We start from the raw sequence: 23,987 nt of genomic DNA, 5'->3' as shown, positions 1-23,987 counted from the left end.
TCAAATATTCCATTTATGATTCAATAATGTATTGATATATAATTACTTGTAAAATCGTGTAGTGCCTACATGATTTTTTATGTATTTGTATATCAATTACTTAAGCCTAAAAAGTGGCGAAGTCGGGAATAATTTAAATTTCTTTTAGTAATGAGATTAACTTTTCTCCCCCCACACTCGCTTTCTCTTTAATATGGGTTGCTTTTCGCCATGAATAAACATCGTTAGGATCGATAATAAAAATAGGGCTGTGTGGCTTTACATATTGTAATAAACTTGCTGCCGGATAAACTTGCAACGAGGTGCCAATTACAACAAAAATATCAGCTTTTTCAGTCAATTCGATTGCCTTATCCATCATAGGAACAGGTTCGCCAAACCAAACTATAAATGGTCGAAGTTGACTCCCCTTTTCGCATTTATCGCCTAATTTCAACTCCCAACCTTCGATTGGATAAACTAAGCTCGGATCTAAACTACTCTGAGCTTTTCGTAATTCACCGTGTAAATGTAATACTTGTTTGCTACCTGCACGTTCGTGCAAATCGTCCACATTTTGGGTAATGATGTAAACGTCGAAATATTGTTCTAAATCGACTAATCGTTTATGTGCATTATTGGGTTTGCACTGCAATAATTGCTTTCTACGCTGATTGTAGAACTCCAAAACCAATGCTTTATCTTTTTTCCATGCTTCTGGCGTAGCTACATCTTCTATACGATATTGCTCCCACAAGCCACCACTATCGCGAAAAGTGCTAATGCCACTTTCGGCACTGATGCCTGCACCGGTAAGAACTACTAATTTTTGCATAGATATTTTATATTAACATATTACATCCTCTATTGATAGTATTTTCCATTCTACCAATCACTTCGAAACTACCGTCAGTATGTACCATGCCCATATCTTCGGTTTCGATAAATGCACAAGAATAAATATTAGCTAAATCGATAATATTTATACCGCCATTTCGTTCTACTAAACCTATATTTAAAGGGTTGTAAACATCACGAATTAGTACTTTCATCCAAGGTGGAGTTCTAAAAAGACCTTCCCTTTTAGAGTAAGCTTGCGAAAGTAATTCAGTCATTCCATACTCACTATGAATGTTAGTAACATTAAGTGCTTTTATTAAAAAAGTATGCAATTCCTGACGAACCATTTCGGGACGTTTACCCTTCATACCACCGGTTTCCATCACTATTAGATTTTCATATGTCGGCAACGAATAGTTTTCGGCAAAATCAAGCAAAGCATACGACAAACCCAACAAAATGATTTTCTTTTTTTGTTCAATACAGGTTAAAATGGTTTGATACAATTTGTTGAGTCTATTCAAATAAAAACCACTTTCAGAATGTTTTGAATGTCGGATAAAATAATCGGTCATATATACCAACGATGAGTGCTTACGCTCGGAAACAGATGGCATAAGTGCCAACCAAACAAAATCTTCCGAAGGTCCGTAAAACAATTCAAACGTTTTTTTAAAGCTTGTTTTATAAAGCTGTTTATCGGCAACATAATGGCGTGAGGTATTGGGTTGTGTTGTACCGCTACTCTCAAAAAGTATATCGTATGATGGGTTGATATTTATTTCGTGAGTTCTGAAAAATTGAATGGGTAAAAAGGGAATTTGATTTATTTCGCTAACATTCTGTGGAGTACGTTGAATACTATCGCAAAACGAACGATACAAGGGTAATAAATCATACTGCAATTTAAAAACATTAAGTGCAGTTTTTTCAAAAGCTTGTGAATTGTTTATATTAAAAATATCGTTCGCATTCATTACTGAGTTTTTTTATTATTTATATTCAAATTCAAGAAAGTACCTATATTAAAATATAAGCTCGACAATATTGCCGAGCTTTTATTATTGATATTTTTTTATTTTTTTTAAAATAATTTACCAATAAGGTCAACAACACGGTTAGAATAACCCCATTCGTTATCGTACCAAGAAAGCACTTTAACAGTTTTTCCAATGACCATGGTGCTTAATGCATCGAAAATACTCGAATGAGAGTTATGAATAATATCAACAGAAACGATAGGGTCTTCACAATATTCTATTATACCTTTCATGGTAGTTTCTGATGCTTTTTTAATGGCTGTATTTATTTCTTCTTTAGTTGCTTCTTTTTTTAAGTTTGCAACAAAATCAACAATAGACCCTGTTGGGGTAGGAACACGAATAGAAATACCGTCTAACTTACCTTTTAATTCTGGTATAACCTTTCCAACCGATTTTGCGGCACCGGTAGTAGTAGGCACTTGCGAAACAGCAGCGGCACGAGCTCTACGTAGATCTTTATGAGGAGCATCCAAAATCATTTGGTCGTTGGTATAAGCATGGACGGTGGTCATAAAACCATTTTCAACGCCCCAATGGTCGTTTAATATTTTAACAATAGGAGCAAGGCAATTGGTGGTACACGAAGCATTAGAAACACACAAATCGGTAGGTTTCAATTCATGGTCGTTTACACCAAGTACAATCATTCGATCAATTTCGTCTTTAGCAGGAACAGTAAGTAAAACCTTTTTCGCTCCATTTTTTAAATGGTCGCCATAACCACCTTTTTCGCTCTCGCGTGACACAAACTTACCGGTTGACTCAATTACTACATCGGGTTTAGTCACCCATGGTATTTGAGCTGGACTTTTTTCTGCCGTAACTTTAATTTTTTTGCCGTTTACTATAATATGTGTATCGTCGTAAGATACCGTTTCGTTATACTTTCCTTGTGTAGAATCGTATTTTAATAGATAAGCTAAAGTTTTGGTATCGGTTAAATCGTTGATACCAATAATTTCAATATTTGGTTTTTCTAACGCAATTTTAAATACATTACGTCCAATTCTTCCAAACCCGTTAATTGCAACTTTTATCTTTTCCATATACAAATTTTTTGTCAAAAATAATGTAAAAATAATTATATAGTTATGATAAAAAAAATATTTATGCTTTTTAAAATAAAATAATGCATCTTATCGTTTGGGTAATGGCAGCATGGTTTGTAACTCTTCAACAAACTTTTTCAATTCTTCGTTCACTTTTTCTTTGGTTAAATTTGCTTCAATAATTTGTTGTTGTAAATCTTCACTATTTTTTTTGAGTTCATCTATTTGAACTAACAGGTTATCCTTTGTCTGTATTAAATTTTTGATTTCACTTTCGAGGTTGTTGATTTGTTCGTTTTTGACACGCTCATTTTCTTTTAATTCGTTTATAATTAATGCGGTTTCCTCGTTTTTAGTTACTTGTTGCGAAAGTTCGCTTTGTAAATGTTGTTTTTCTTGCTTATATTGTTCGATAGTTTGTTCAAAGGTAGTTTTTACTTGTGTCAATTCATTTTCTTTTTGTTGCAATGTTTGTTGTGTTTGTTCTAATTTTTGTATAAGCTGTTTATATTCGGAAATTACTTTATTTTTCTCATTTTCAAGCATTTCTAAGGCATATTGATGTTGTTCTTTTTCAGAAGCTAGATAAGCATTTAGTTTTTCTATTTCTGCTTTGCATTTACCTATTTCGAGGCTTGTTTCTTGATATATTTTTTTTCTTTTATTGGCTTTCATCATAAATATGAACCATAGCAAAGCAAATAAAACAGTTAAAAATGCTAGTACCAGAGCTGCATAAAAATATAGTTTATTTTTTGAATCGTTTTTCAATGTGGTATCTTGCATATTAGCAATTACTTTGGTAAGGGAGTCGCTTTTTAGAGTAAGAGCATTGTTAATTTGCTTCATATCCATAAAAATTTCGTCGAGTTGTGTTCCATAAACTTCTCCGAATGTTGTAGAATCAATTTTTATAGTATCAATTTTATTTTTTAATTGTTCGTAAGATGTTTGTGAAAATATTGGTAATACTAGAAAAGAAATACCAATAATTAAAAATAATGTTTTTGTTCGCATAATAGTAGAAATAGGTTTCAACATGTAAAGTTAACCTATTTTTGAGAATTTGTCAAATCTTTTAATTGAGTTTGATTTCTGTATTGAATGTCAAAAACTACAATAATGGCTGTATAAGCCCAGAACAAAGCCGAAAGTTTATCGGTATCGAGAAAATTATTCAACAATCCGTGTACATAATAAGTTATAAGACCAATAGTTGCCGACAATATAATAATCTTAACATTACGCTCGGTGGATTTTCGATAAAGATTAACAGCATAATAAAGTGTTGTAAACACAAGTATCAACATTAAAACAAGTCCAAGTATTCCCTGTTCTGCTAATGGTCCAAGGTACTCGCTGTGTGCATTACCTACTTCACCAAAATTCGTGCTGATAATAGTACGTTGATATGATAATTGATAAGGTGCATATTTAAACATATAAGTACCAGGACCCCATCCTAATATAGGTTTATCGAGAAACATACGGTATGCACAACTCCAACGGTTTAGGCGTTCGAGGTTGCTTGCATCTGTAGAAATATTGGTAACAGACTGTATCTGCTCAGTAAAGTTACTCGAAGCATCTTGCTTGTTGCGTTCGAGTTTCATAATTAGTTGCGTCCATATAAGCGATAAAATTAAACCAAATGATACCAAAAGAATGACAATGGTTCTGAATTTTATCTTAAACAGCAGTATAATAAAAGCAATAAAGGCCACCACCAAACTCAACCATGCTGCGCGAGTGTATGAAAAAACTAAGCCAACAATAACTATAAATAAAACAATAAAGGCTACTATTTTTTGCCAATAAGAATATTGCTTTAAAAAAAGTAGTCCAACCATAAAAGGCAAAATCATAGCCAAAGCGGCAGCATAAGCAGTATGATCGTTATATAGCGGATTGGGAGCACTGTTTGCAAATTGCTGATCGAAAAGTCCATGCTGATACTGACGATAAAGAGCATAACCAATTACAATAATTAAGGTAGAAACATAAAGCCAAATATACCTACCAATATTTTTTTGATTTTTAAATAAATGAGCAGCTAAAATATAGAATCCAACCACAAACCATAAACGAGCTAAAAAATACTTAATAGATACAAAAAACATGGTGCTTGTAAATGCTGTTAATAACATCCAAGCAAGTTGTATATAAATAATGATCGATATAGGATGTTTAAGTATAGAAATATCTATATCGCGTCCAACAATAATTTTAAGTATAAATAATAATAATATTCCGAATAAAAGTGGTTCGGTAGGTAAAAACATGTTGATAGGAAGACCCGAAACAAATTCACTCAATTGTAACGATATCGGTGTAGAAAAAACAATAAATAGGAGCAATTTGTCTAATGCAAAAATAGCGACAAACAAAAAAACTAGAGCAAATGGTGCTAATAAAAAAACAAATTGGTTTTTTGCAACAAAATAGGTACTTAATGCCAAAAACATTAAGACAGCAACATAAACACCAATAATATCTCGCTTACTAAGGCTCAATGGCTGTATTGGTCTTTTGTTTTTTACTTTCTATTAAAGCAATGGCTATTAAAGAAATAATAAGTCCACCCACTAATGTAAGAGCAACAATAGCCCATCTAACAGGATAAGATTTTTTATCGGCTGGGAAAGGATATTGCACTACTTGCGCATAAGTAATGTTTTTGTTATATTCGCGTAATGCGTTTTCGTATTGCCATTTGTAATTAATATATTCCTTGCGGAAATGCCACGATAGTGAATCTAGTTCTTTATAAGTTCCGGCATATTGTTCTAAATTTTTATATAATTCAGTTGCTTGTTTATTTCCTTGTATCATACCTTTTGTTGCTTCGATGCTTTGGGTAGTTACATTTAATATTCCGTATTTAGTTCGTATTTCTATTAATTTGTTTTCGACCGAATCTATTTCTTTCTTCTTATCGTTCATTGCTTTAGACATAATTTCGATCATTTCTTTTTGTTTACGTTTATGCAATTCGGCAACTTTATCATTATAAAAAGCGATCATGCTATCTACCATATCAGAAGCTACCTTAGGATCTTTATCGTAAATGGTAATTTGTACCGATTCGAATTCGGTTTTAGAAATGCTAACGTTGTTATTAAATTCATCTAAAAAATAAGTAATAAAAAGAGGATCATTTTTGCTAAGTTTGTAGTGCTTGTCTAATTGAAATGCATCTAACATTTTAAATTTTATATCCGTTGACATAAAAATTTGGTACATTTGCTCGGTTGTCGACTCTTTAGAATATTCTGAAATATTAGTCGGATAAACAATTGCCGTTGATTTATATTTAGGTGTAATAACAATGGGTGAAGAGATAAAAACACCTATAGCTATTGACACCATACTAATAATAATTAGATGTAATTTCCACTTAGAAATTAGTTGAAAAAGCGATTTGTTATTAAATAATTTTTCCATACCGTCGTAATTAAAAAGTTCGTATGTATTGATTTGTATTTTTATTTTTTGCCATAACACATTAGTCCATTTGATTGATAGATTTTTTTTTTTGACTTAAAAAAGCCAACAAAAAAACTGTTAAAATTAAAGTAGATAAAACTCCTCCCAGAACAATAAGCCAGCGTATTGGGTAATAAGCTTTTTCGGGTACTTCGGCTCTACTAACGATAAACTTATAGGGTATATATTGCTCAGCATCGACTTTGGCTTCGAGGTATTTTTGTTTTAGTTCACTGATACGTTTTGATTCGTTTATTAATATCTCATCGAACATTTGATACGTTCCGCCGTATTGAGCAAGAATCTTAAATTTTTCTTCGATAGCCTTCGCCCCCTCTTTATTGCCTTTGGCTAAGGCTTGTGCATAGGCATCACTATAAACCTCACTTTGTGCCTCGTAATTAACTACCCCCAACTCCCTAAGTTTTTGTAAAGAATCTTGCATTTTTTGAATTTCATTTAATGCATCAAAATATTCTTTTTTAACAATTTCAAATGCTTTTATGGCTCGCTCGTGTTTTATCTTGTTATATAATGTATCTGAATAATCTGCTATTGTATTAGCAATCTTTGCGGCTGTTTCGGGGTCTTTATCAAAAACTTCAATTTCAATTGAAAGAAATTCAGTTTTACGATATGAAATATTGTTTTCCCACTTGTCGGTTAATTTGGTTTTCGGATAGCGAGAAGTAGTATCAATACCATAATGTTCGTATAGATTGAATTTTTTAGTAATATAATCTTTTATTTGATCGCTATATAGAACTTGTAAAAAATATTCCACTTCTTCGGTTTCGCCAAATCGACTTAAACCTTTTGAACTTTCATTTACAGATAATAATGTATGACTAGCGGACTCATTGCTTGCCGGAAATAATATAACGGTAGCTCTGTATTCTGAAGGTAAAATAATAGCGAGAATAGAAAATATCACAATAGCACTCATTAAAACTATGTGTAATATTCTCTTATTTGAGCGATATAGTTCTAAGAGCCAAAAAGCAGAAAAAAAGTGATTTGAATTATTTTCCATTCATTTAAAATTCACGGCAAAAATATAAATAATTCCTTTAACTCAACGAATATTTAACAAAAATATCAAAAACTAACTTACCTATATTTAATCTTTTTCTTATCAGCTCTTAATTATATTTTTTTAATTGCTATCACTTACTCCCTAAAATATATTTGCTCTATTTGTTTCGTTAAATCAATAAAGTCTTTTACTGACATTTGTTCGGGTCGCTTATTACCATATTGAGTTGGAATATCTTCTTTTGAAATAATGGAGCTTAAACTGTTCGAAAGCATTTTTCTACGTTGGTTAAAGGCTGTTTTTACTACTTTAAAAAATAGCTCTTCACTACAGTCAATATTGTTTACATTATTTCTTTTAAGTTCAATAACTGCCGATTTTACTTTTGGTGGAGGCGTAAATACATTTTCGTTGACGGTAAAATGATATTTAATATCATAAAAGGCTTGTAATAATACACTTAAAATCCCGTAAGTTTTCGATCCTTCGCTCGTTGCTATACGTTGTGCTACTTCTTTTTGGATCATACAAACCACTTGATCAATCTTATTTTTATGCTCAAGAATTTTAAAAAAGATAGGACTGCTGATATTATAAGGAAAATTACCAATAATATGAATAGAGTTAGTTTGTTTTGAAAAATCGTAAGCAAGAATATCCTGCAAAAAAACTTGTTTTTCGGGTATTTTTAATTCATCGATTAAAAACTTTATAGATTCTTTATCTACATCGAAATATAAGACCTTAGTCCCAAATTTTTCTTGTAAAATTGACGATAATATACCCATACCCGCTCCTATCTCAATAATAGTGGGTGCATCGGTCAAAATATCTACAATTTTATAAGCTATGTTTTTATCATGCAAAAAATGCTGACCTAAATGTTTTTTGGGCTGTACCTTCATTTTTGCAATAGCTTTTTAAGCAAGGTAATTTGGTCGTGAGTACCGAGAACAAAAATAGCATCGCCTTCATGAATTAGGGTATCGGCACTAGGATTTACTAAGTACGACCCATCTTTTCGTCGCATACCTAATATATTAGTTCCAACGGAATTTCGAACATCGAGTTCGCGAATTGATTTTTGAAAATAAAAATCGTTAGTACAAACTATTTCTTCTATCTTAACATTCCCCTTTAGTTGCAAAATTTGTTCAACAAAATCAACCACATTGGGTTGAAATACCAATTTGGCCATTCGAATGCCTCCTATTTTATCGGGCATAATAACATTTTTTGCTCCAGCATGTTTCAATTTTTTGATAGCATGTTCATCGCTCGCTCTACTAATAATTAATACATTATGATTTAGTTCACGGGCAGATAGAATTACATAAAGATTATCAGCATCGTTTGGCATTGCCGTAATAATGGCTTTTGCGTTTATTATATTTGCTTTCAGTAGTGTTTCTTCTTGGGTTGCATCACCTTCAATAAAAAACAAGCCATCTAGTTTTAAATCTTCGTTTTTGGGAGGAAATTTTTCTATAACTACTACTTTTTCATGATTTTTTAATAATTCATGTACGGCTTCTCGTCCATTACGGCCAAAGCCACAAACGATAACATGATGTTGTAAATTTGATATCATTTTTATTATTTTTTTCTTTGTAAAATACGTGCCTAAATATCCTTCAAAAAAATATTTTGTTAAAGCTGTTACAAATAAGCCCATTGAAATAAGGCTTGAAATAATAAGAATTGAAGTAAATATTTTTCCATTGTCAGAAAGTGGCTTCACTTCCCTAAATCCAACTGTTCCTATAGTTATAATGGTCATGTAAATACTATCAATCCACGAATATCCTTCAAGTACTCTATAACCTATAATACCTAAAATAATTATACTAAAAACTAAAAGCAACCACCCCACTAAACGTTTAAAATTCATATTAAACAAGAGATTTAGTTTGTAAAAGAATGTAAGTACCTATATTGCAACGTAAACAGAATCGTGGTTTACAATAATTTTCGAATAAATGCAATAAAGCTTGAGATTGAAAAGCATTTTGAGGTTCAATGCCGGCATTTATCCAGTCTTTTATTATATGATTTTTCTCGGGGGGCATTTCTTCGAGCATATCGAGCACCCAATCGCTAAGTTCATTGTTTAGCCTTTCTTTGCTAAAGGTAAATGCGAATGGGAAAAAGCTATTTATTAAAATAATATTAATAAAACTTTTTCCAAGATTCATTTTAGTTTTGTTACTTTTAGAATTAAAATGATAATGTATTTGCCAATATTCGGATGGCGTAACATTAAACATTTTAGATAAATTTTTAAGCGATTGTACTTTTAGAAAATGAGTAATTGAATTTGCATGTTTATTTAGAAAAGCTGCCCACTGAGCAATTCTAATTGTAGGAAATGAAGGTGGATGAATTTTTGAAAATTTCCAGATGGTAGCTGTTAATGGTTTTAAATTATACTTTGTTTTTTGATATTTATATTCTTCTATTAATTGGTTAACGTAAGGATCGTTTGAATCACTCGGTAAAAGTCCAGATTGTCCAAAAAACAAAGCTTCGATAGTCAACAAATTTCCGACATTTTTCTGAATTAGCGATAGGGGTAAGCTTTTAGCTAACATAAGAAATGCCTGTGCATTAGCTTTTAAACCAAAACTATATGCCAGTACACGGTACCAGGTTTCTTCCCAATTATAATGGCTGTCTTTTAACTCAAATAAAATAAATGAGGATTTTTTTTCGAGTCGAGCTATAGCTAAAGAAGTCAAATAGGTTGTAATAGGTAAATTTAAATTTTTAATTTTATCACTACATGCAATAGATTTATGGTTTTCGTATAGTTTTAAATACTCATTTTTGGTATGATTCAAAACAGGTAATTCAACCGTTAATACTTGTCTTTTTTGGGTTGTATATACTTCTGTATCTTTATTCCATACAATATGCAATATTACATTGTCGTATGTTTGATCTTGATGATGTTTATGTTTATTCCAATCGGAAGCATTTTTGTGTATTTCAATATTTCCAGCCCATTCGACATAATTATAAACAATTCGAGCATTAAAAAAATCAGGTCCAGCATCGGAATTTTTTGTTCCAATATTTATAATTTTAATTTTTTCTCCTTTATCAGAAACGAGCAACTCTTCGTTAAAGAGTCTGTATTGCCATAAAAATTGGAGAAAATCCTCGTTCATTAATGATTAACAAATATTTTTTTCTTGCAACAGTTTACGCATTTCTTCTTGAACTTGTTTCGCTTCACCCGCTGCTTTTTTATCAAAATCTGATTCGGCACTAGCAAAGATGATGGCTCTCGAAGAATTGACGATTAAGCCACCATCGTTTGTCAAACCATATTTAGCTACTTCTTGCAAACTTCCTCCTTGAGCTCCTACTCCTGGAACTAAAAGAAAATGATCGGGTACAATTTTACGAACTTGTGTAAGCATTTCGGCACGTGTAGCTCCTACGACATACATCATTTTTTCTTTTCCTGCCCAATTTTGCGATTCTTTCAATACTTTTTCAAAGAGATATTCATCATTTTGCTTAAAATACTGAAAATCGTTTGCACCGGTATTAGATGTAAGGGCAAGTAAAATAACAAATTTTTCGTCAAACTTTAAAAAAGGGCTTACACTATCACTTCCCATATATGGAGCAACCGTAATAGCATCGAAGGGCATTGTTTCGAAAAATGCTTTGGCATATTGGGCTGATGTATTGCCAATATCGCCACGTTTAGCATCGGCAATGATAAATATTTCGGGGTATTTTTCTTTTATATAAAATACTGTTTTTTCAAGGCTCTGCCATCCTTTTATTCCCATAGCTTCGTAAAATGCAATGTTGGGCTTATAAGCTATTGAAAATTGAGAAGTAGCATCAACAATAGCTTTATTAAATTCAAAAACAGGGTCGTTGGTTGTTTTTATACAAGCAGGTATTTTTGCCCAATCGGAATCGAGTCCAACACATAAAAAGCTTTGTTTTCTTTTTATTTCAGAAATAATGGTATTTAATTTCATTGGATTTTAAATTTGTTCAGTTTCTTTTAATTTTTCTGCATTTTCGGCTATTTGAAGTTGATTGATAAGCTCATCTAAATCGCCATTAATAATAGCATCGAGGTTATAGAGTGTTAAATTTATTCGGTGATCGGTAACACGATTTTGAGGGTAATTATAGGTTCTGATTTTTGCAGAACGGTCGCCTGTTGATACCATGGTTTTTCGTTTAGCCGAAATGGAATCAAGGTATTTTTGATATTCTAAATTATAAATACGTGTACGTAGTTCGTTTAATGCTTTTTCGTAGTTTTTAATTTGCGATTTCTCGTCTTGTATGCTTACAACAATACCTGTAGGAATATGTGTTAAACGTACAGCCGAATAAGTTGTATTTACCGATTGTCCGCCTGGTCCACTTGAGCAAAAAGTATCCTTACGTATGTCGTTAGGGTTTATTTGAACATCGAATTCATCTGCTTCTGGAAATACGGCAACAGTAGCAGCCGAAGTGTGAACTCTTCCTTGAGTTTCGGTTTGTGGTACTCGCTGAACTCGATGCACTCCCGACTCAAATTTCATAATACCATAAACTCCATCACCCATTATTTTGAAAATTATTTCTTTGTATCCTCCAACAGTTCCTTCGGTGAAGCTATTTACTTCTATTTTCCATCGTTTATTTTCGCAATATTTGGAATACATTCTAAATAAATCGCCAGCAAATATCGAAGCCTCATCGCCACCAGTACCAGCTCGTATTTCAACAATTGCATTCTTAGCATCTTGGGGATCTTTAGGCAAAAGTAAAATCTTAATTTCAGATTCAAGTTCTTCCTGACGTTTAAGCAATGAATCTAACTCCATTTTTGCCATTTCACGCATTTCATCGTCTTTTTCATTAGATAAAATATTGCGTGCTTCTTCGATGTTGCTTATTACATTTTTATATTCTTTATAAGCTGCAACTATGGGTTCCATTGCTTTATACTCTTTATTTAATGCAACGAAACGTTTTATATCTCCAACTACCTCGGGGTTCGTAAGTTGTTCGCCAATTTCTAAAAATTTCGATTGAACGCCTTCTAACTTTTCGATAAATAAATTTTCTGCCATACCTCTATTATTTATATATAAACTCCTGTTCAACTGTTTTAATTGTCAATTTTTTTGTTTCTGATTTTTGGCAATAACCAATTATTTTAGCATCGATATTTAACGATTTTGCTAAAGATATTAAATCATGGGCTATATTTTCTGGTGTATAAATTTCAAGACGATGCCCCATATTGAAAACACTGTACATTTCTTTTAAATCGGTATTTGTAGCTTTTTGAATCATCTTAAAAACGGGGGGCATATCAAACAAATTATCTTTAACAATGTGTAATTTATCAATAAAGTGCAATACTTTGGTTTGTCCCCCACCCGTACAATGAATAATGCCATGAATTTGTGAACGATATTTTTCTAAAATCATTTTCATAAGTGGTGCATAAGTTCTTGTTGGTGAGAGTAACATTTTTCCTACGTTTAATGTGCTATCTGGATAAGTATCAAAAATTTTATATGGTCCTGAATAAACTAAATCAGTGGGTATTAAATGATCGTATGTTTCAGGATATTTTTTTGCATATTCTTTTGACAACACTTCATGACGAGCAAATGTAAGCCCATTACTGCCAATACCACTATTATATTCGTTTTCGTACGTAGCTTGTCCAAATGAAGCAAATGCAACAATAACATCATTAGGCTGAATTTTGTTTTCTATAACTTCGGAATGGTCGATAGAAGTATAAACAGTAGAATCTACTATAATAGTTTTAACCAAATCGCCAACATCTGCTGTTTCTCCTCCTGCCAGTTGGCACTCTATGCCATAATGATTGAGATCATCCACTACAGCACTAAATCCATTAATAATAGCTGCAATTACATCGCCCGAAATAAGATTTTTATTTCTACCAATAGTCGAAGATATTAAAAATGGTCCGGTTGAGCCAACACAAAGCAAATCGTCAACATTCATAATGAGCGCATCTTGAGCAATGCCCTTCCATACTGACAAATCGCCTGTTTCTTTCCAATAAATATAAGCGAGTGCTGATTTTGTACCAGCACCATCGGCATGCATTATTATCCCTTTTGAATAATTATTTGAAATATAATCGGGCAATATTTTGCAAAAAGCATTAGGATATAAACCTTTATTTATATGCTTAATCGCAGCATGTACATCTTCTTTTTGAGAGCTAACTCCCCTGCTATTGTATTTTCCACTTTTCATTTTCATTTAGATATAAAAAAACGTTCCGGCATTATATTTCCGGAACGTTACTTATATTAGAATAAACTTATTCGTTTTCTTGATTATTTTCTTCGTTCGATGGTGGTGTAGGTAAGTTTTGTGGAAGTGTTGTATTTTGTTTTTTAGAGACATAATCTTCGCGTATAACTCTAAATTCAGTACGACGGTTATATTGATGACAAACTTCTTGTTCTTCTACTGTTGAAAGAGTTTTTATGAATTTTTCAGTTAATACTTGTCCTTCTTTTAAGAAGCCAGGATAACGTTCGGCCATTTTTTTATCAACTGTTTTGGGTTTAGTTTCGCCATATCCTTTAGCTATTAAGCGGTCGGGTTCTATACCTTTTTCAATCAAATAATTAACCACCGATTGAGCACGTTTTTGCGAAAGTTCTAAGTTAAATTTATCATCGGAACGAAAGTCGGTATGTGAAACTAATTCAATAACAATGTTGGGATTATTATTCAAAGTTTCAACTAATTTATCTAACGACACCATCGATTCTGGACGCAAATCCCATTTCCCTAAATCATACTCAATATTGGGTAGTTCAATGGGTTCTTTAACACTTTCAAGGCAAATATCGACATTAAATTCTTTGTTTTCTTCTAATCCTTTTGTCGATTCTCCGGCATTGCCATTTAGATACTTTTCTTTAGATGCTAGAACTTGATAATCGGTATTAGCATTTAAATTAAATTTGTATGAACCATCGGCTTCGCTAAGGCCTTCGACTGTGGTTCCATCACTTCCTTTAAGTATTATTTTTGCACCCACAATAGGTTCATCGGTTTTACAATCCTTAATAAAACCCTTAAGTGTAAATTGTAATGGTGGTAAATAGAACATATAAATATCGTCACCACCTTTGCCTCCTTTGCGGTTCGAAGAGAAGTAGCCACGTTCTGCTTCACCTTCGAATATGATTCCAAAATCATCTGCATTGGAATTGATAGGGTATTTTAAGTTTACTACTTTATATTTTCCGGTTTTTGAGTCGGGAGTAGCTTCAAATATGTCAAGTCCACCCATACCAACATGATAATCGCTTGAAAAATAAAGTTTTCCATTATTGCGAATATACGGAAATACTTCATAACCAGGGGTATTAATTTCAGGACCTAAGTTGATGGGTTCGGGATTCCATGGAGCACTTTTTTTATCACGTTTAATCATCCATATATCTCTACCACCATATCCTCCGGGTAAATCAGCTGAAAAGTATAAAGTACATTCATCTTCAGAAATAGATGGGTGCCCAATAGTAGTGCTATCGACAGCACCTTTTACCATAATTTCTTGAGCTATATCCCAATTAACTCCTTTGCGCTCGGATGCATATATTTTGCAACCTAAAACCATTTTTTTATTTACAACGCAGCGTGTAAAATAAAGTGTGTTTCCTTTTAAATTTAATGAAGATGCACCTTCATCGTCGGGTGTATTAACGGCACCTTCAACTGGTTTGGGTTCGCTCCATTTTCCTTTTCTATCAACCGAAGTTTCCCATAAGTCCATGAATCCAGCTCCCGTGCGAGCATGTATTTGATCGCCGGTTGAACCCGATCGATTCGATGTGAAATATAATACTTTGTAATCCTTTTTTGCAAATACAGGACTAAAATCCTGATCTTTTGAATTAAAGAAAGCCATATTTTCTACGGCATAGCGTGTTGGTTTATTTATCCATTTGGCCGCTAATTGGCACGATTTTACTCCAAGCTCGGCTCTTTTATCACCCGGGACTAATTTCCCATAATTCTGATATTCAACGATAGCTTCTTCGAATGCCCCATTCATTTTTAGAGCGTCGGCATAATATAGTACGGCTAAGGGATCGGGATATTTTACCTTTATCGCTTTTTTAAACCATAGTTCAGCTTCTTTCGATTCATGAAGATTTCTATAACATAGACCAATTTTATATACTAGTTCAGCTTTTTTAACAGGGTCGTTGTATTTTGAATATGCAACTTTAAAGTGTTCTATAGCTGTCCAGTACTCTTCGTACATAAAAGCTTCTTCACCTTTTTGATATTCTTTGGCTTGTGGGAATGAAGCTTTTGCTATTATTAGCAATAAAATAAATAATATTCCTTTTCTCATATTGCGGATAATTTCTTTATACTTAAAAGTTGGGCATAAAATTAAGTATTTTTTTTCTTATACAAAGCTAAAAACAAAAAAAGGCTGTTAAATTATTAACAGCCTCCGTTTAATAACCTAAAAAATTTTTACTTGCTTACGTAATAATATTTATAAGTATCATTACCATCTTGTTCTTCTAACCACATTTCATTGCTTTTTAAGCGAAGAATTTTTGCCGTTTGTGTTTCTGTAATGGTTTGTCCCAAATAAGTATATGAGAATTTAATAATCAAATGTTCTTTTTTATCATCAAATTCCCAAGTACCTTCAACAGTAGTAGACTGGCTTCCTGATACATAAGTAATTTTTACTTTATCATCTTTAGTAAATTCAATATAATCATCTTTTTGATCGGCTGTTAATGTAACTTCTTGTCCATTAACAAATTCTTTGTCTAATACCCATGTATTTACTACACGCGACTTTTTAGAAGCTAAACTAAAGGCAGGACCTTCTTCATATTTGCCACAAGAACTAAAAGCAAAAACTGCTACAATTACAATAACAAAGAGTTTTTTCATATAAACTAAATTTTAATGTTAATTCACAAAACTATAACTTTTTTTTTAAATGAACAATAGTTTTTTTCATTTATATTTTATTTTGTAAAATTATTTTTATACACATAATTTACAAGATTTAATATAAAATAAATTAGGCTATATTTGAAAAAAATACTATTTTTGCCAATAATTAAAAACTTTTTTGCTATGAAAAAATTATTTACCTTATTCTTTTTAACAACTTTTATAAGTAGTATTTATGCTCAAACGGGTAGTACCTGCTCTGAAGCCAATGTTATAAGTTCGGTTCCTTATTCAGCAAGTAGTTTAACTACTATTGGAACCACCTACAATTCGCTACCCTGTAGTGGTTCTGGTCTTAGTAATTACATGTCGGGTAAAGATTATGTATTTTCTTTTACTCCTTCTGTTGATGGTGATTACCACATTGCTTTGTCGAATACCTCGCCCGCCGTTGGTTTATTTGTAACCGATCTATGCCCCGATGATGCCAATGTACAATGTATTGCCAATAGCAATTCAATCACAGGAAATCCTTCTTTAACAGTTAACCTAACTTCGGGCAATACTTATTATATTATTGTTTCAAGTATAAACCTTACAACACCTCAAACTTCGTTTGATATTACCATCGATGTGTGTACAGGTGCTCCTCATTCATCATTTACATTTGTTCAAAATGCTCACGATGTAACTTTTACAAATACTTCGACCGATGCAACCCATTATGTTTGGTATTTTGGTGATGAATTATTGCCTCCACCTTTATCGCAAGGTGATACTACTACCAATCCAACCCACAACTATGCTCAATACGGCGACTATGTTGTAACACTTATATCGTATAATGCATGTGGTATAACCGATACCCTTCGCGACACTATTTCAATAATATGTCCTGGAAACATGCCCCATGCTGCTTTTACATACACCAACAATGGTTTAGAAGTTAGTTTTACCAATCAATCTGTTGACGCTGTTAGTTATGGTTGGTATTTTGGCGATGAGTTATTTCCTCTTATGCCAAGCGATACTACTGCCAATCCCACTCATATTTATACGCAATATGGTAGCTACAACGTAACTTTAATAGCAACGAACGATTGTGGAAACGACACGATAATATTAACGATAGATTTACAATGTCCGGGAAATATCCCTGTTGCTTCGTTTACCTATACCCAAACCGATGCTACTGTTAATTTTACCAGCACCTCTACCGATGCTACTAGTTGGAAATGGTTTTTTGGCGATTCCGACTTTTTCCCTTACATAGTGGGCGATACTACCGAAAATCCAACTCATACCTATATGGCAACGGGCACATATACCGTATATTTAATTGTTAGCAATGAATGTGGAAGCGATACCATATCGCAAACCGTAACCATTACAACCTTACAGGTCAATTCGTCTTTTTTAAATCAAATTTATTTATATCCTAATCCTTGCACAGATTATTTAACAATAAACACTCCCGATACTTTTAACAATTCGATAGAAATAATGGATTATACGGGTAAAACCATTCTAAACTTGAAAAAACAATCATCAATCAGTAAAATTGACATATCGAATTTAAAACAAGGTATATATATAGTTAAAATTATTAATGCTGAGAAAAATTATACTTTACCATTTGTTAAACTCTAATTACCAGATTCTGTATAATAAAAAATAGGCTGTCCTTTTTAGAGACAGCCTATTTTTTATTTTTTTAAACTTCCCGTTGTCCCGCAGGGACTCGAACCCCGACTAACAGATCCAGAGTCTGCTGTGCTACCATTACACAACGGGACAGCACGTTGTCCGACCAAGATTCGAACTTGGACAGGCAGAACCAAAATCTGCAGTGCTACCATTACACCATCGGACAATACTAGTTAGAACAAAATCGGGTGCAAATATAGATTGTTTTTTTTTATTTGACAAATTTTTTTTGATTTTTTTACAAAAAAAGGGACTGCGATTAACAGCCCCCCTTTTACATGGCATTTAACCCTTAAATTTAAACATTATCCACATTTAGAATAACCACAATGCGAGCACGTTAAGCATCCTTCTTTATATACCAATGCATCTTGACCACAATTTGGACAAATAGCACCTTTTTTGGGCTTTGCACCATCGGGAATATATTTCTTTAATGCTCTTTCAACACCTGCTTTCCATGTATTGATATTGTCGCTATCTAATTGCAAAGAGCCAACTAGATTGATGACGTCGGTAATAGGCATACCATACCGTAAAACTCCCGAAATTAATTTCGCATAATTCCAAAATTCCTTATCGAACATACGCGATAAACCTTCGATTGTAGTTTTATATCCGTGTTTATCGACATATTGAAAATCGTAACGTGTTTGTCCTTCTTCGTCCTTATTTTTAATGATATATCCTTTTTTAATCGACTTAGGTATTACAAGTACGTCTTCGTCTTCTATCCCTGTAAATATTTCGTAAGGTTTACCATCTAAAAGGCCTATAAAAGCGACCCATTTTTCATTATTATTATGAAAACGAACCACATCGGCTTCTAGCATTTTAGGACGTTTTTTTATTTCGAATGGTAATGTATTGGGCTGTGCATTTTTATTTTTATTATCTTTAGAAATTAAAACCCCCGAACGGCTGCCCTCGCGATAAACCGTAATTCCTTTACAACCGCTTTCCCAGCCTGTTTCATATACTTTTGCAACAATTTCTTTGGTAACTTCTTCAGGTAGGTTTACTGTAACACTAATAGAATGATCGACCCATTTTTGAATTTCGCCTTGCATTTTTACCTTTGCAACCCAATCTACATCATTTGCAGTTGCCAAATAATAAGGTGATTTCTTAACTAATTCGTCTAACTTTTCATCGTTATATTGATAAACTTCATTTAAGTCGTAAGCATTCTGCTCTAACCATGTAATAAATTTATGATGAAATACTACATATTCTTCCCATGAATCGCCAACTTCATCAACAAAGCTTACTTTAACATTTTTGTCATTTGGATTAACTTTGCGACGACGTTTATACACAGGCCTGAAAACGGGTTCTATGCCCGAGGTTGTTTGTGTAAGAATGCTTGTTGAACCAGTTGGTGCTATCGTTAATAAAGAAATATTTCTACGACCATAACGCGTCATTTCTTTATAGAGTTCGGGGTCTGCTTCTTTTATTCTATTTATAAATGGATTATCTTTCTCACGATTAGTATCGTAAATTGGGAATGGTCCACGTTCTTTAGCCGTATAAACCGATGAACGATATACTTCGATAGCCAGTGTTTTATGAACTTTTACAGAAAAATCAATAGCTTCATCGCTACCATAACGAAGATTAAGTGCAGCAAGCATATCACCTTCTGCTGTAATACCGATACCGGTTCTACGTCCTTGAATGGCTTTTATTCTAATTTTTTCCCATAATTGGCGTTCGGTTCGTTTTACTTCATCCGATTCGGGGTCGCTATCTATTTTTTGCAAAATAGCATCGATTTTTTCAAGTTCAAGGTCTATAATATCATCCATTATACGTTGAGCTGCATGAGCATGTTTTTTAAATAAATCGAAATCAAAAAATGCAGCAGAAGTAAATGGATTTACAACATAACCATATAGGTTAATCGCTAATAAGCGGCAACTATCGTAAGGACACAACGGAATTTCACCACATGGATTGGTGGCCACTGTTCGAAAGCCCAAATCTTTGTAACAATCAGCTACAGATTCACGAATAATGGTATCCCAAAAAAGTATTCCAGGCTCAGCAGATTTCCATGCGTTGTGTATTATTTTTCGCCAAAGCATAGCAGCGTCTATTTCTTTGGTATATTTGGGATTGGGACTATCAATCGGATACTGTTGAATATATTTTTGTCCGTTTATGGCAGCTCGCATAAACTCGTCGTCAATCTTTACAGAAACATTTGCTCCTGTAACCTTTCCTTGTTCGAGTTTAGCATCAATAAAGCTCTCAGCATCGGGATGTTTGATTGATACCGTAAGCATAAGTGCACCACGACGTCCATCTTGTGCAACTTCGCGCGTGCTATTGCTATAACGTTCCATAAAAGGCACCAAACCTGTAGAAGTAAGTGCACTATTTAGCACAGGACTTCCCGAAGGACGAATGTGGCTTAAATCGTGTCCAACCCCTCCTCTACGTTTCATAAGTTGCACTTGCTCTTCGTCGATTTTCATAATCCCACCGTACGAATCGCTATTCCCTTCCATCCCTATTACAAAACAATTTGATAATGATGCTATCTGAAAATTATTGCCAATACCAGACATCGGGCTTCCTTGCGGCACAATGTATTTAAAATCTTTTAATAGTTCGTAAACTTCTTGCGCCGACATAGGATTAGGATATTTTTTTTCGATACGTGCTATTTCATTTGCGATGCGCCAATGCATATCTTCTGGGCTTCGTTCATAAATTTTTCCGTATGAATCTTTTAAGGCATATTTTGTAACCCATACCTTGGCAGCAAGCTCATCACCTTTGAAATAATCGAGTGCACCTTGATAAGCTTCATCGAAAGAATAAACAGTAAGAGACTCATTTTGAGCAATTTCGTTTTTTGTCATGACTTTTTTGTCCACAAGTGTTTCCATTTTATATTATTACTATTATTATTTTCAGTTGAATAGCTTTAGAATTTTCGTCGAGCAAATTATATCATTTATATATTTTATGCTAATTTAGTTTTTAACAACAATATTAACAATTAAAGTATGCTGACATATGTTTTTGATTTTCAGAATAATGCAAACTAGCTTTTAATACAAGCAAAAATTTCATTTATTTGGCTTATAGACACTTAACAATTTATTAACATAAAATTGTTGAAAACAAAACACGTTTTAAATCAATCATGGCATTTTATTTTAAATCAGTCATTAACAGATTTTTCAAATATTTTCCATAATTTTTCATTTGGAACGGGTGCTACTATCGATATTTCCTTATTAGAAATAGGGTGTAAAAAATGTATGCTTCTTGCATGAAGCGATATACTTTTATCGTGATTAGAACGAGGGAAACCATATTTTACATCGCCACGAATAGGACACTGAATATGTGCTAACTGACAACGAATTTGATGATGTCGGCCCGTTAATAGCTCTATTTTCCAAAGATAATACAAATCGGATTTGCCTATAATTTCGTAGTTTAACACTGCCAATTTTGCATTTTTGTTTTCTTTTTTTCTTACATACGAAATATTCTTACTCTCGTTTCGTACTATATAGTGTTCAAGTGTGCCTTTAGTTTGGTCTGGAATATTGGCTGTAATAGCCCAGTATATTTTTATAATTTTTCGTTCTTGTTGCATTTGATTAAGTCGTGCCAAGGCTTTGCTAGTTTTAGCAAATAATACAATTCCACTAACAGGTCTGTCAATTCGATGAATAACACCTAAAAACACATTTCCAGGTTTCCGATCGCGTTCTTTTATGTAATTTTTTATTTCTTCTTCGAGCGATTGGTTTTCTTCTTTATCGGGCTGAACCAACTGCCCCGACTCCTTATTAATAATTATAATATGATTATCTTCAAAAAGTATATTATTATGATCGAACATCTTTAATATTGTTCTTTTTCATTTGGAAAATCTTGTGTTTTAACATCATAAATATATCTACCAACCGCATTTTTAATTTCATCAAAAAGGTTATGATAACGTCTTAAAAAACGTGGCGAGAACTCTGTTGTAATGCCCAGCATATCATGTAAAACCAATACTTGCCCATCGACTCCTCCACCCGCACCAATTCCAATAACAGGTGTTTTTACAGTTTTAGCTACATTAGTAGCTAATTGTGCTGGTATTTTTTCTAGTACAATTGCAAAACATCCTAATTCATCAAGTATTTGAGCATCGTTCATAAGCTTTTTAGCCTCTTGCTCTTCGCGAGCTCTAACAACAAATGTTCCAAATTTATGAATACTTTGAGGTGTAAGTCCAAGGTGTCCCATAACGGGTATGCCAGCCGACAAAATTCGCTGAATGCTTTCTTTAATCTCTTCACCTCCTTCGAGTTTTACAGCGGCGGCACCCGTTTCTTTCATAATTCGAATAGCTGAATTAAGTGCCTCTTTTGAATTTCCCTGATAGGTACCAAAAGGCAAATCTACCACAACTAACGCTCTTTTAACTGCCCTTACAACCGATGCACCATGATATATCATTTCATCGAGGGTTATAGGAATAGTCGTATCGTAACCTGCCATTACATTCGAAGCCGAATCGCCAACTAAAATAACATCGATACCTGCACTATCAAGAATTTTCGCCATTGAATAATCGTATGCTGTAAGCATCGATATTTTTTCACCACGCAATTTCATTTCGGCAAGTACATGCGTTGTTACTTTTTTTACAGTTGGAAAGTTCATTGAAATATAATTTATATCTTTGCCACAAAGTTCAGTTTTTTTTACGAAATAGCAATGAAAAATTTAATTTACATATCGCATTATATATCAATACGATATATTAGACCGTCGTTAAAAATATTCTTTTTTATACTTCTATTACCTTTTATTTTTTACCAGTGCAACAACGATTTAGATATTTTTGATCGTTGGAAAGATAATACTATTGTATATGGTTTATTAAATGCCAACGATTCTATCCAAATAATTCGTGTTTCAAAATCATTTCTTGGCGAAGGGAATGCATATCAAATGGCGCAAATCGCCGATTCGATTTATTACCAAAAACCTATTATTGTTAAATTAGAAGAGTGGATTAACGGTAATCTGAATCGTACCATAAATTTACAAAAAGATTCGTCAATTGCACGCGACAGCGGAATTTTTGCTTATCAAAAAAATTATTATTTCGCTACCAACACTCCATTAAATACCGATGCTACCTATAAGCTTAATATTTTAATAGATGAAAAAATTGTAAACGCTGAAACCAAAATGATTGGAAATTTCTCACTTCAAAATGTACCGCCACAAATATCATTTACTTCCACATATTTTAAATTTAATATAAAAACACCTGCTAATGCTCGTTTAATTCAACCTGTATTAAGATTTTTTTACTACGAATTAACTTCAACCGATACCACTAAACATTACATTGACATAAAACTTAACACATTTACAACAAATACCATATATGGTGATGAAATCATTAACATTGAATACCCATCGATAAGTTTTTATGAAGCAGTTAAAAACAATATAAAATCCAATAATCAGGTTATTAAAAGAATTCCTGCACAAAGTAGTATTCAAATTATTACTTATGCTGGAAGTAATGATTTATACGCCTACATGCAAGTAAGCGCCCCTAGCACAAGCCTTTCGATGGATAAACCCAGCTTTAGTAATATTAATAATGGAATTGGTTTATTTACATCCCGATATACTAAATATGAAATAGGCAAGCCATTAGCAGGAAGAACGATCGATTCTCTTTCGATGGGTACCATTACTAAAGATTTAAAATTTGCACCTTATTCTGAAGTTCAATTAAATTGGCAACTATTTCCATAATCTGACAGAAATTTTTTAAATAATCTGCCATTTTTTCACTTTTTATGTTTTTTTATTACTTGGCATTAAGCTTGT

At 33.0% G+C, this 23,987-nt stretch carries 20 protein-coding genes and 1 tRNA gene; 2 read left to right on the top strand and 19 right to left on the bottom strand.

Going from position 1 to position 23,987, the window contains the following annotated elements; translation table 11 throughout:
* Positions 1-133 precede the first annotated feature (133 nt).
* The 15 genes from HPY79_07640 to HPY79_07570 form a co-directional block, all read right to left on the bottom strand.
* Positions 134-814, bottom strand: coding sequence for an NAD-dependent deacylase (locus HPY79_07640; GenBank protein NSW45669.1), 681 nt, complete (start codon positions 812-814; stop codon positions 134-136).
* Positions 815-821: 7 nt separating this feature from the next.
* Positions 822-1,796 carry an acyl transferase gene (locus HPY79_07635; protein ID NSW45668.1) on the bottom strand — a complete coding sequence of 325 codons (975 nt, stop codon included), beginning with the start codon at positions 1,794-1,796 and terminating at the stop codon, positions 822-824.
* 107 nt (positions 1,797-1,903) lie between these two features.
* Entirely contained in the window at positions 1,904-2,899 is a 996-nt protein-coding gene (gene gap, locus HPY79_07630; protein ID NSW45667.1) for a type I glyceraldehyde-3-phosphate dehydrogenase, read from the bottom strand.
* Between the two features lie 99 nt (positions 2,900-2,998).
* Positions 2,999-3,952 (bottom strand): hypothetical protein, encoded by a 954-nt coding sequence (locus tag HPY79_07625; protein ID NSW45666.1) that lies wholly within the window; start codon positions 3,950-3,952, stop codon positions 2,999-3,001.
* Positions 3,953-3,963: 11 nt separating this feature from the next.
* A complete protein-coding gene (locus HPY79_07620) occupies positions 3,964-5,424 on the bottom strand; it encodes an O-antigen ligase family protein (GenBank protein ID NSW45665.1) in 1,461 nt (486 codons plus the stop codon).
* Positions 5,414-6,355 carry a hypothetical protein gene (locus tag HPY79_07615; protein NSW45664.1) on the bottom strand — a complete coding sequence of 314 codons (942 nt, stop codon included), beginning with the start codon at positions 6,353-6,355 and terminating at the stop codon, positions 5,414-5,416. Before HPY79_07615 ends, HPY79_07620 begins: the two co-directional genes overlap by 11 nt.
* A gap of 61 nt (positions 6,356-6,416) precedes the next feature.
* A complete protein-coding gene (locus tag HPY79_07610; GenBank protein ID NSW45663.1) occupies positions 6,417-7,430 on the bottom strand; it encodes a hypothetical protein in 1,014 nt (337 codons plus the stop codon).
* A 137-nt stretch (positions 7,431-7,567) separates the two neighbouring features.
* Positions 7,568-8,338, bottom strand: a complete 771-nt coding sequence (rsmA, locus tag HPY79_07605) for a ribosomal RNA small subunit methyltransferase A (protein ID NSW45662.1) — start codon at positions 8,336-8,338, stop codon at positions 7,568-7,570.
* Positions 8,335-9,324, bottom strand: coding sequence for a potassium channel protein (locus tag HPY79_07600; GenBank protein ID NSW45661.1), 990 nt, complete (start codon positions 9,322-9,324; stop codon positions 8,335-8,337). The genes rsmA and HPY79_07600 overlap by 4 nt, the downstream gene beginning before the upstream one ends.
* Position 9,325: 1 nt before the next feature.
* Positions 9,326-10,603 (bottom strand): DUF2851 family protein, encoded by a 1,278-nt coding sequence (locus HPY79_07595; protein ID NSW45660.1) that lies wholly within the window; start codon positions 10,601-10,603, stop codon positions 9,326-9,328.
* Between the two features lie 6 nt (positions 10,604-10,609).
* Complete coding sequence (pyrF, locus tag HPY79_07590) at positions 10,610-11,437, bottom strand: orotidine-5'-phosphate decarboxylase (GenBank protein ID NSW45659.1); 828 nt, start codon at positions 11,435-11,437, stop codon at positions 10,610-10,612.
* A 6-nt stretch (positions 11,438-11,443) separates the two neighbouring features.
* A complete protein-coding gene (prfA, locus tag HPY79_07585; protein ID NSW45658.1) occupies positions 11,444-12,532 on the bottom strand; it encodes a peptide chain release factor 1 in 1,089 nt (362 codons plus the stop codon).
* A gap of 7 nt (positions 12,533-12,539) precedes the next feature.
* Positions 12,540-13,712: a phosphoribosylformylglycinamidine cyclo-ligase gene (locus HPY79_07580; GenBank protein ID NSW45657.1), complete on the bottom strand. Its 1,173-nt coding sequence runs from the start codon at positions 13,710-13,712 to the stop codon at positions 12,540-12,542.
* A gap of 61 nt (positions 13,713-13,773) precedes the next feature.
* Positions 13,774-15,834 (bottom strand): OmpA family protein, encoded by a 2,061-nt coding sequence (locus HPY79_07575; GenBank protein NSW45656.1) that lies wholly within the window; start codon positions 15,832-15,834, stop codon positions 13,774-13,776.
* 128 nt (positions 15,835-15,962) lie between these two features.
* A complete protein-coding gene (locus tag HPY79_07570; GenBank protein NSW45655.1) occupies positions 15,963-16,397 on the bottom strand; it encodes a hypothetical protein in 435 nt (144 codons plus the stop codon).
* A 189-nt stretch (positions 16,398-16,586) separates the two neighbouring features.
* Between HPY79_07570 and HPY79_07565 the strand changes: the two genes are divergently transcribed.
* Complete coding sequence (locus HPY79_07565; GenBank protein NSW45654.1) at positions 16,587-18,053, top strand: PKD domain-containing protein; 1,467 nt, start codon at positions 16,587-16,589, stop codon at positions 18,051-18,053.
* A gap of 76 nt (positions 18,054-18,129) precedes the next feature.
* Here HPY79_07565 and HPY79_07560 read toward each other — a convergent pair.
* The 4 genes from HPY79_07560 to panB all read right to left on the bottom strand — a co-directional run bounded on the left by HPY79_07560 (position 18,130) and on the right by panB (position 22,796).
* Positions 18,130-18,200 (bottom strand) — tRNA-Gln (locus HPY79_07560).
* 215 nt (positions 18,201-18,415) lie between these two features.
* Complete coding sequence (locus HPY79_07555; protein ID NSW45653.1) at positions 18,416-20,983, bottom strand: adenosylcobalamin-dependent ribonucleoside-diphosphate reductase; 2,568 nt, start codon at positions 20,981-20,983, stop codon at positions 18,416-18,418.
* A gap of 305 nt (positions 20,984-21,288) precedes the next feature.
* On the bottom strand, positions 21,289-21,981 hold the full coding sequence (locus tag HPY79_07550; protein ID NSW45652.1) for an RluA family pseudouridine synthase: 693 nt from the start codon (positions 21,979-21,981) through the stop codon (positions 21,289-21,291).
* 2 nt (positions 21,982-21,983) lie between these two features.
* Positions 21,984-22,796: a 3-methyl-2-oxobutanoate hydroxymethyltransferase gene (gene panB / locus HPY79_07545; GenBank protein ID NSW45651.1), complete on the bottom strand. Its 813-nt coding sequence runs from the start codon at positions 22,794-22,796 to the stop codon at positions 21,984-21,986.
* Between the two features lie 54 nt (positions 22,797-22,850).
* Between panB and HPY79_07540 the strand changes: the two genes are divergently transcribed.
* Positions 22,851-23,912, top strand: coding sequence for a hypothetical protein (locus HPY79_07540; protein ID NSW45650.1), 1,062 nt, complete (start codon positions 22,851-22,853; stop codon positions 23,910-23,912).
* Positions 23,913-23,987: the final 75 nt, after the last annotated feature.

The sequence above is a fragment of the Bacteroidales bacterium genome (assembly GCA_013314715.1).
In the GTDB taxonomy this organism is placed as follows: Bacteria; Bacteroidota; Bacteroidia; order Bacteroidales; family GWA2-32-17; genus Ch61.
Note: the sequence above shows the minus strand (reverse complement) of the source record. Positions and strands in the feature narration are given on the sequence as shown.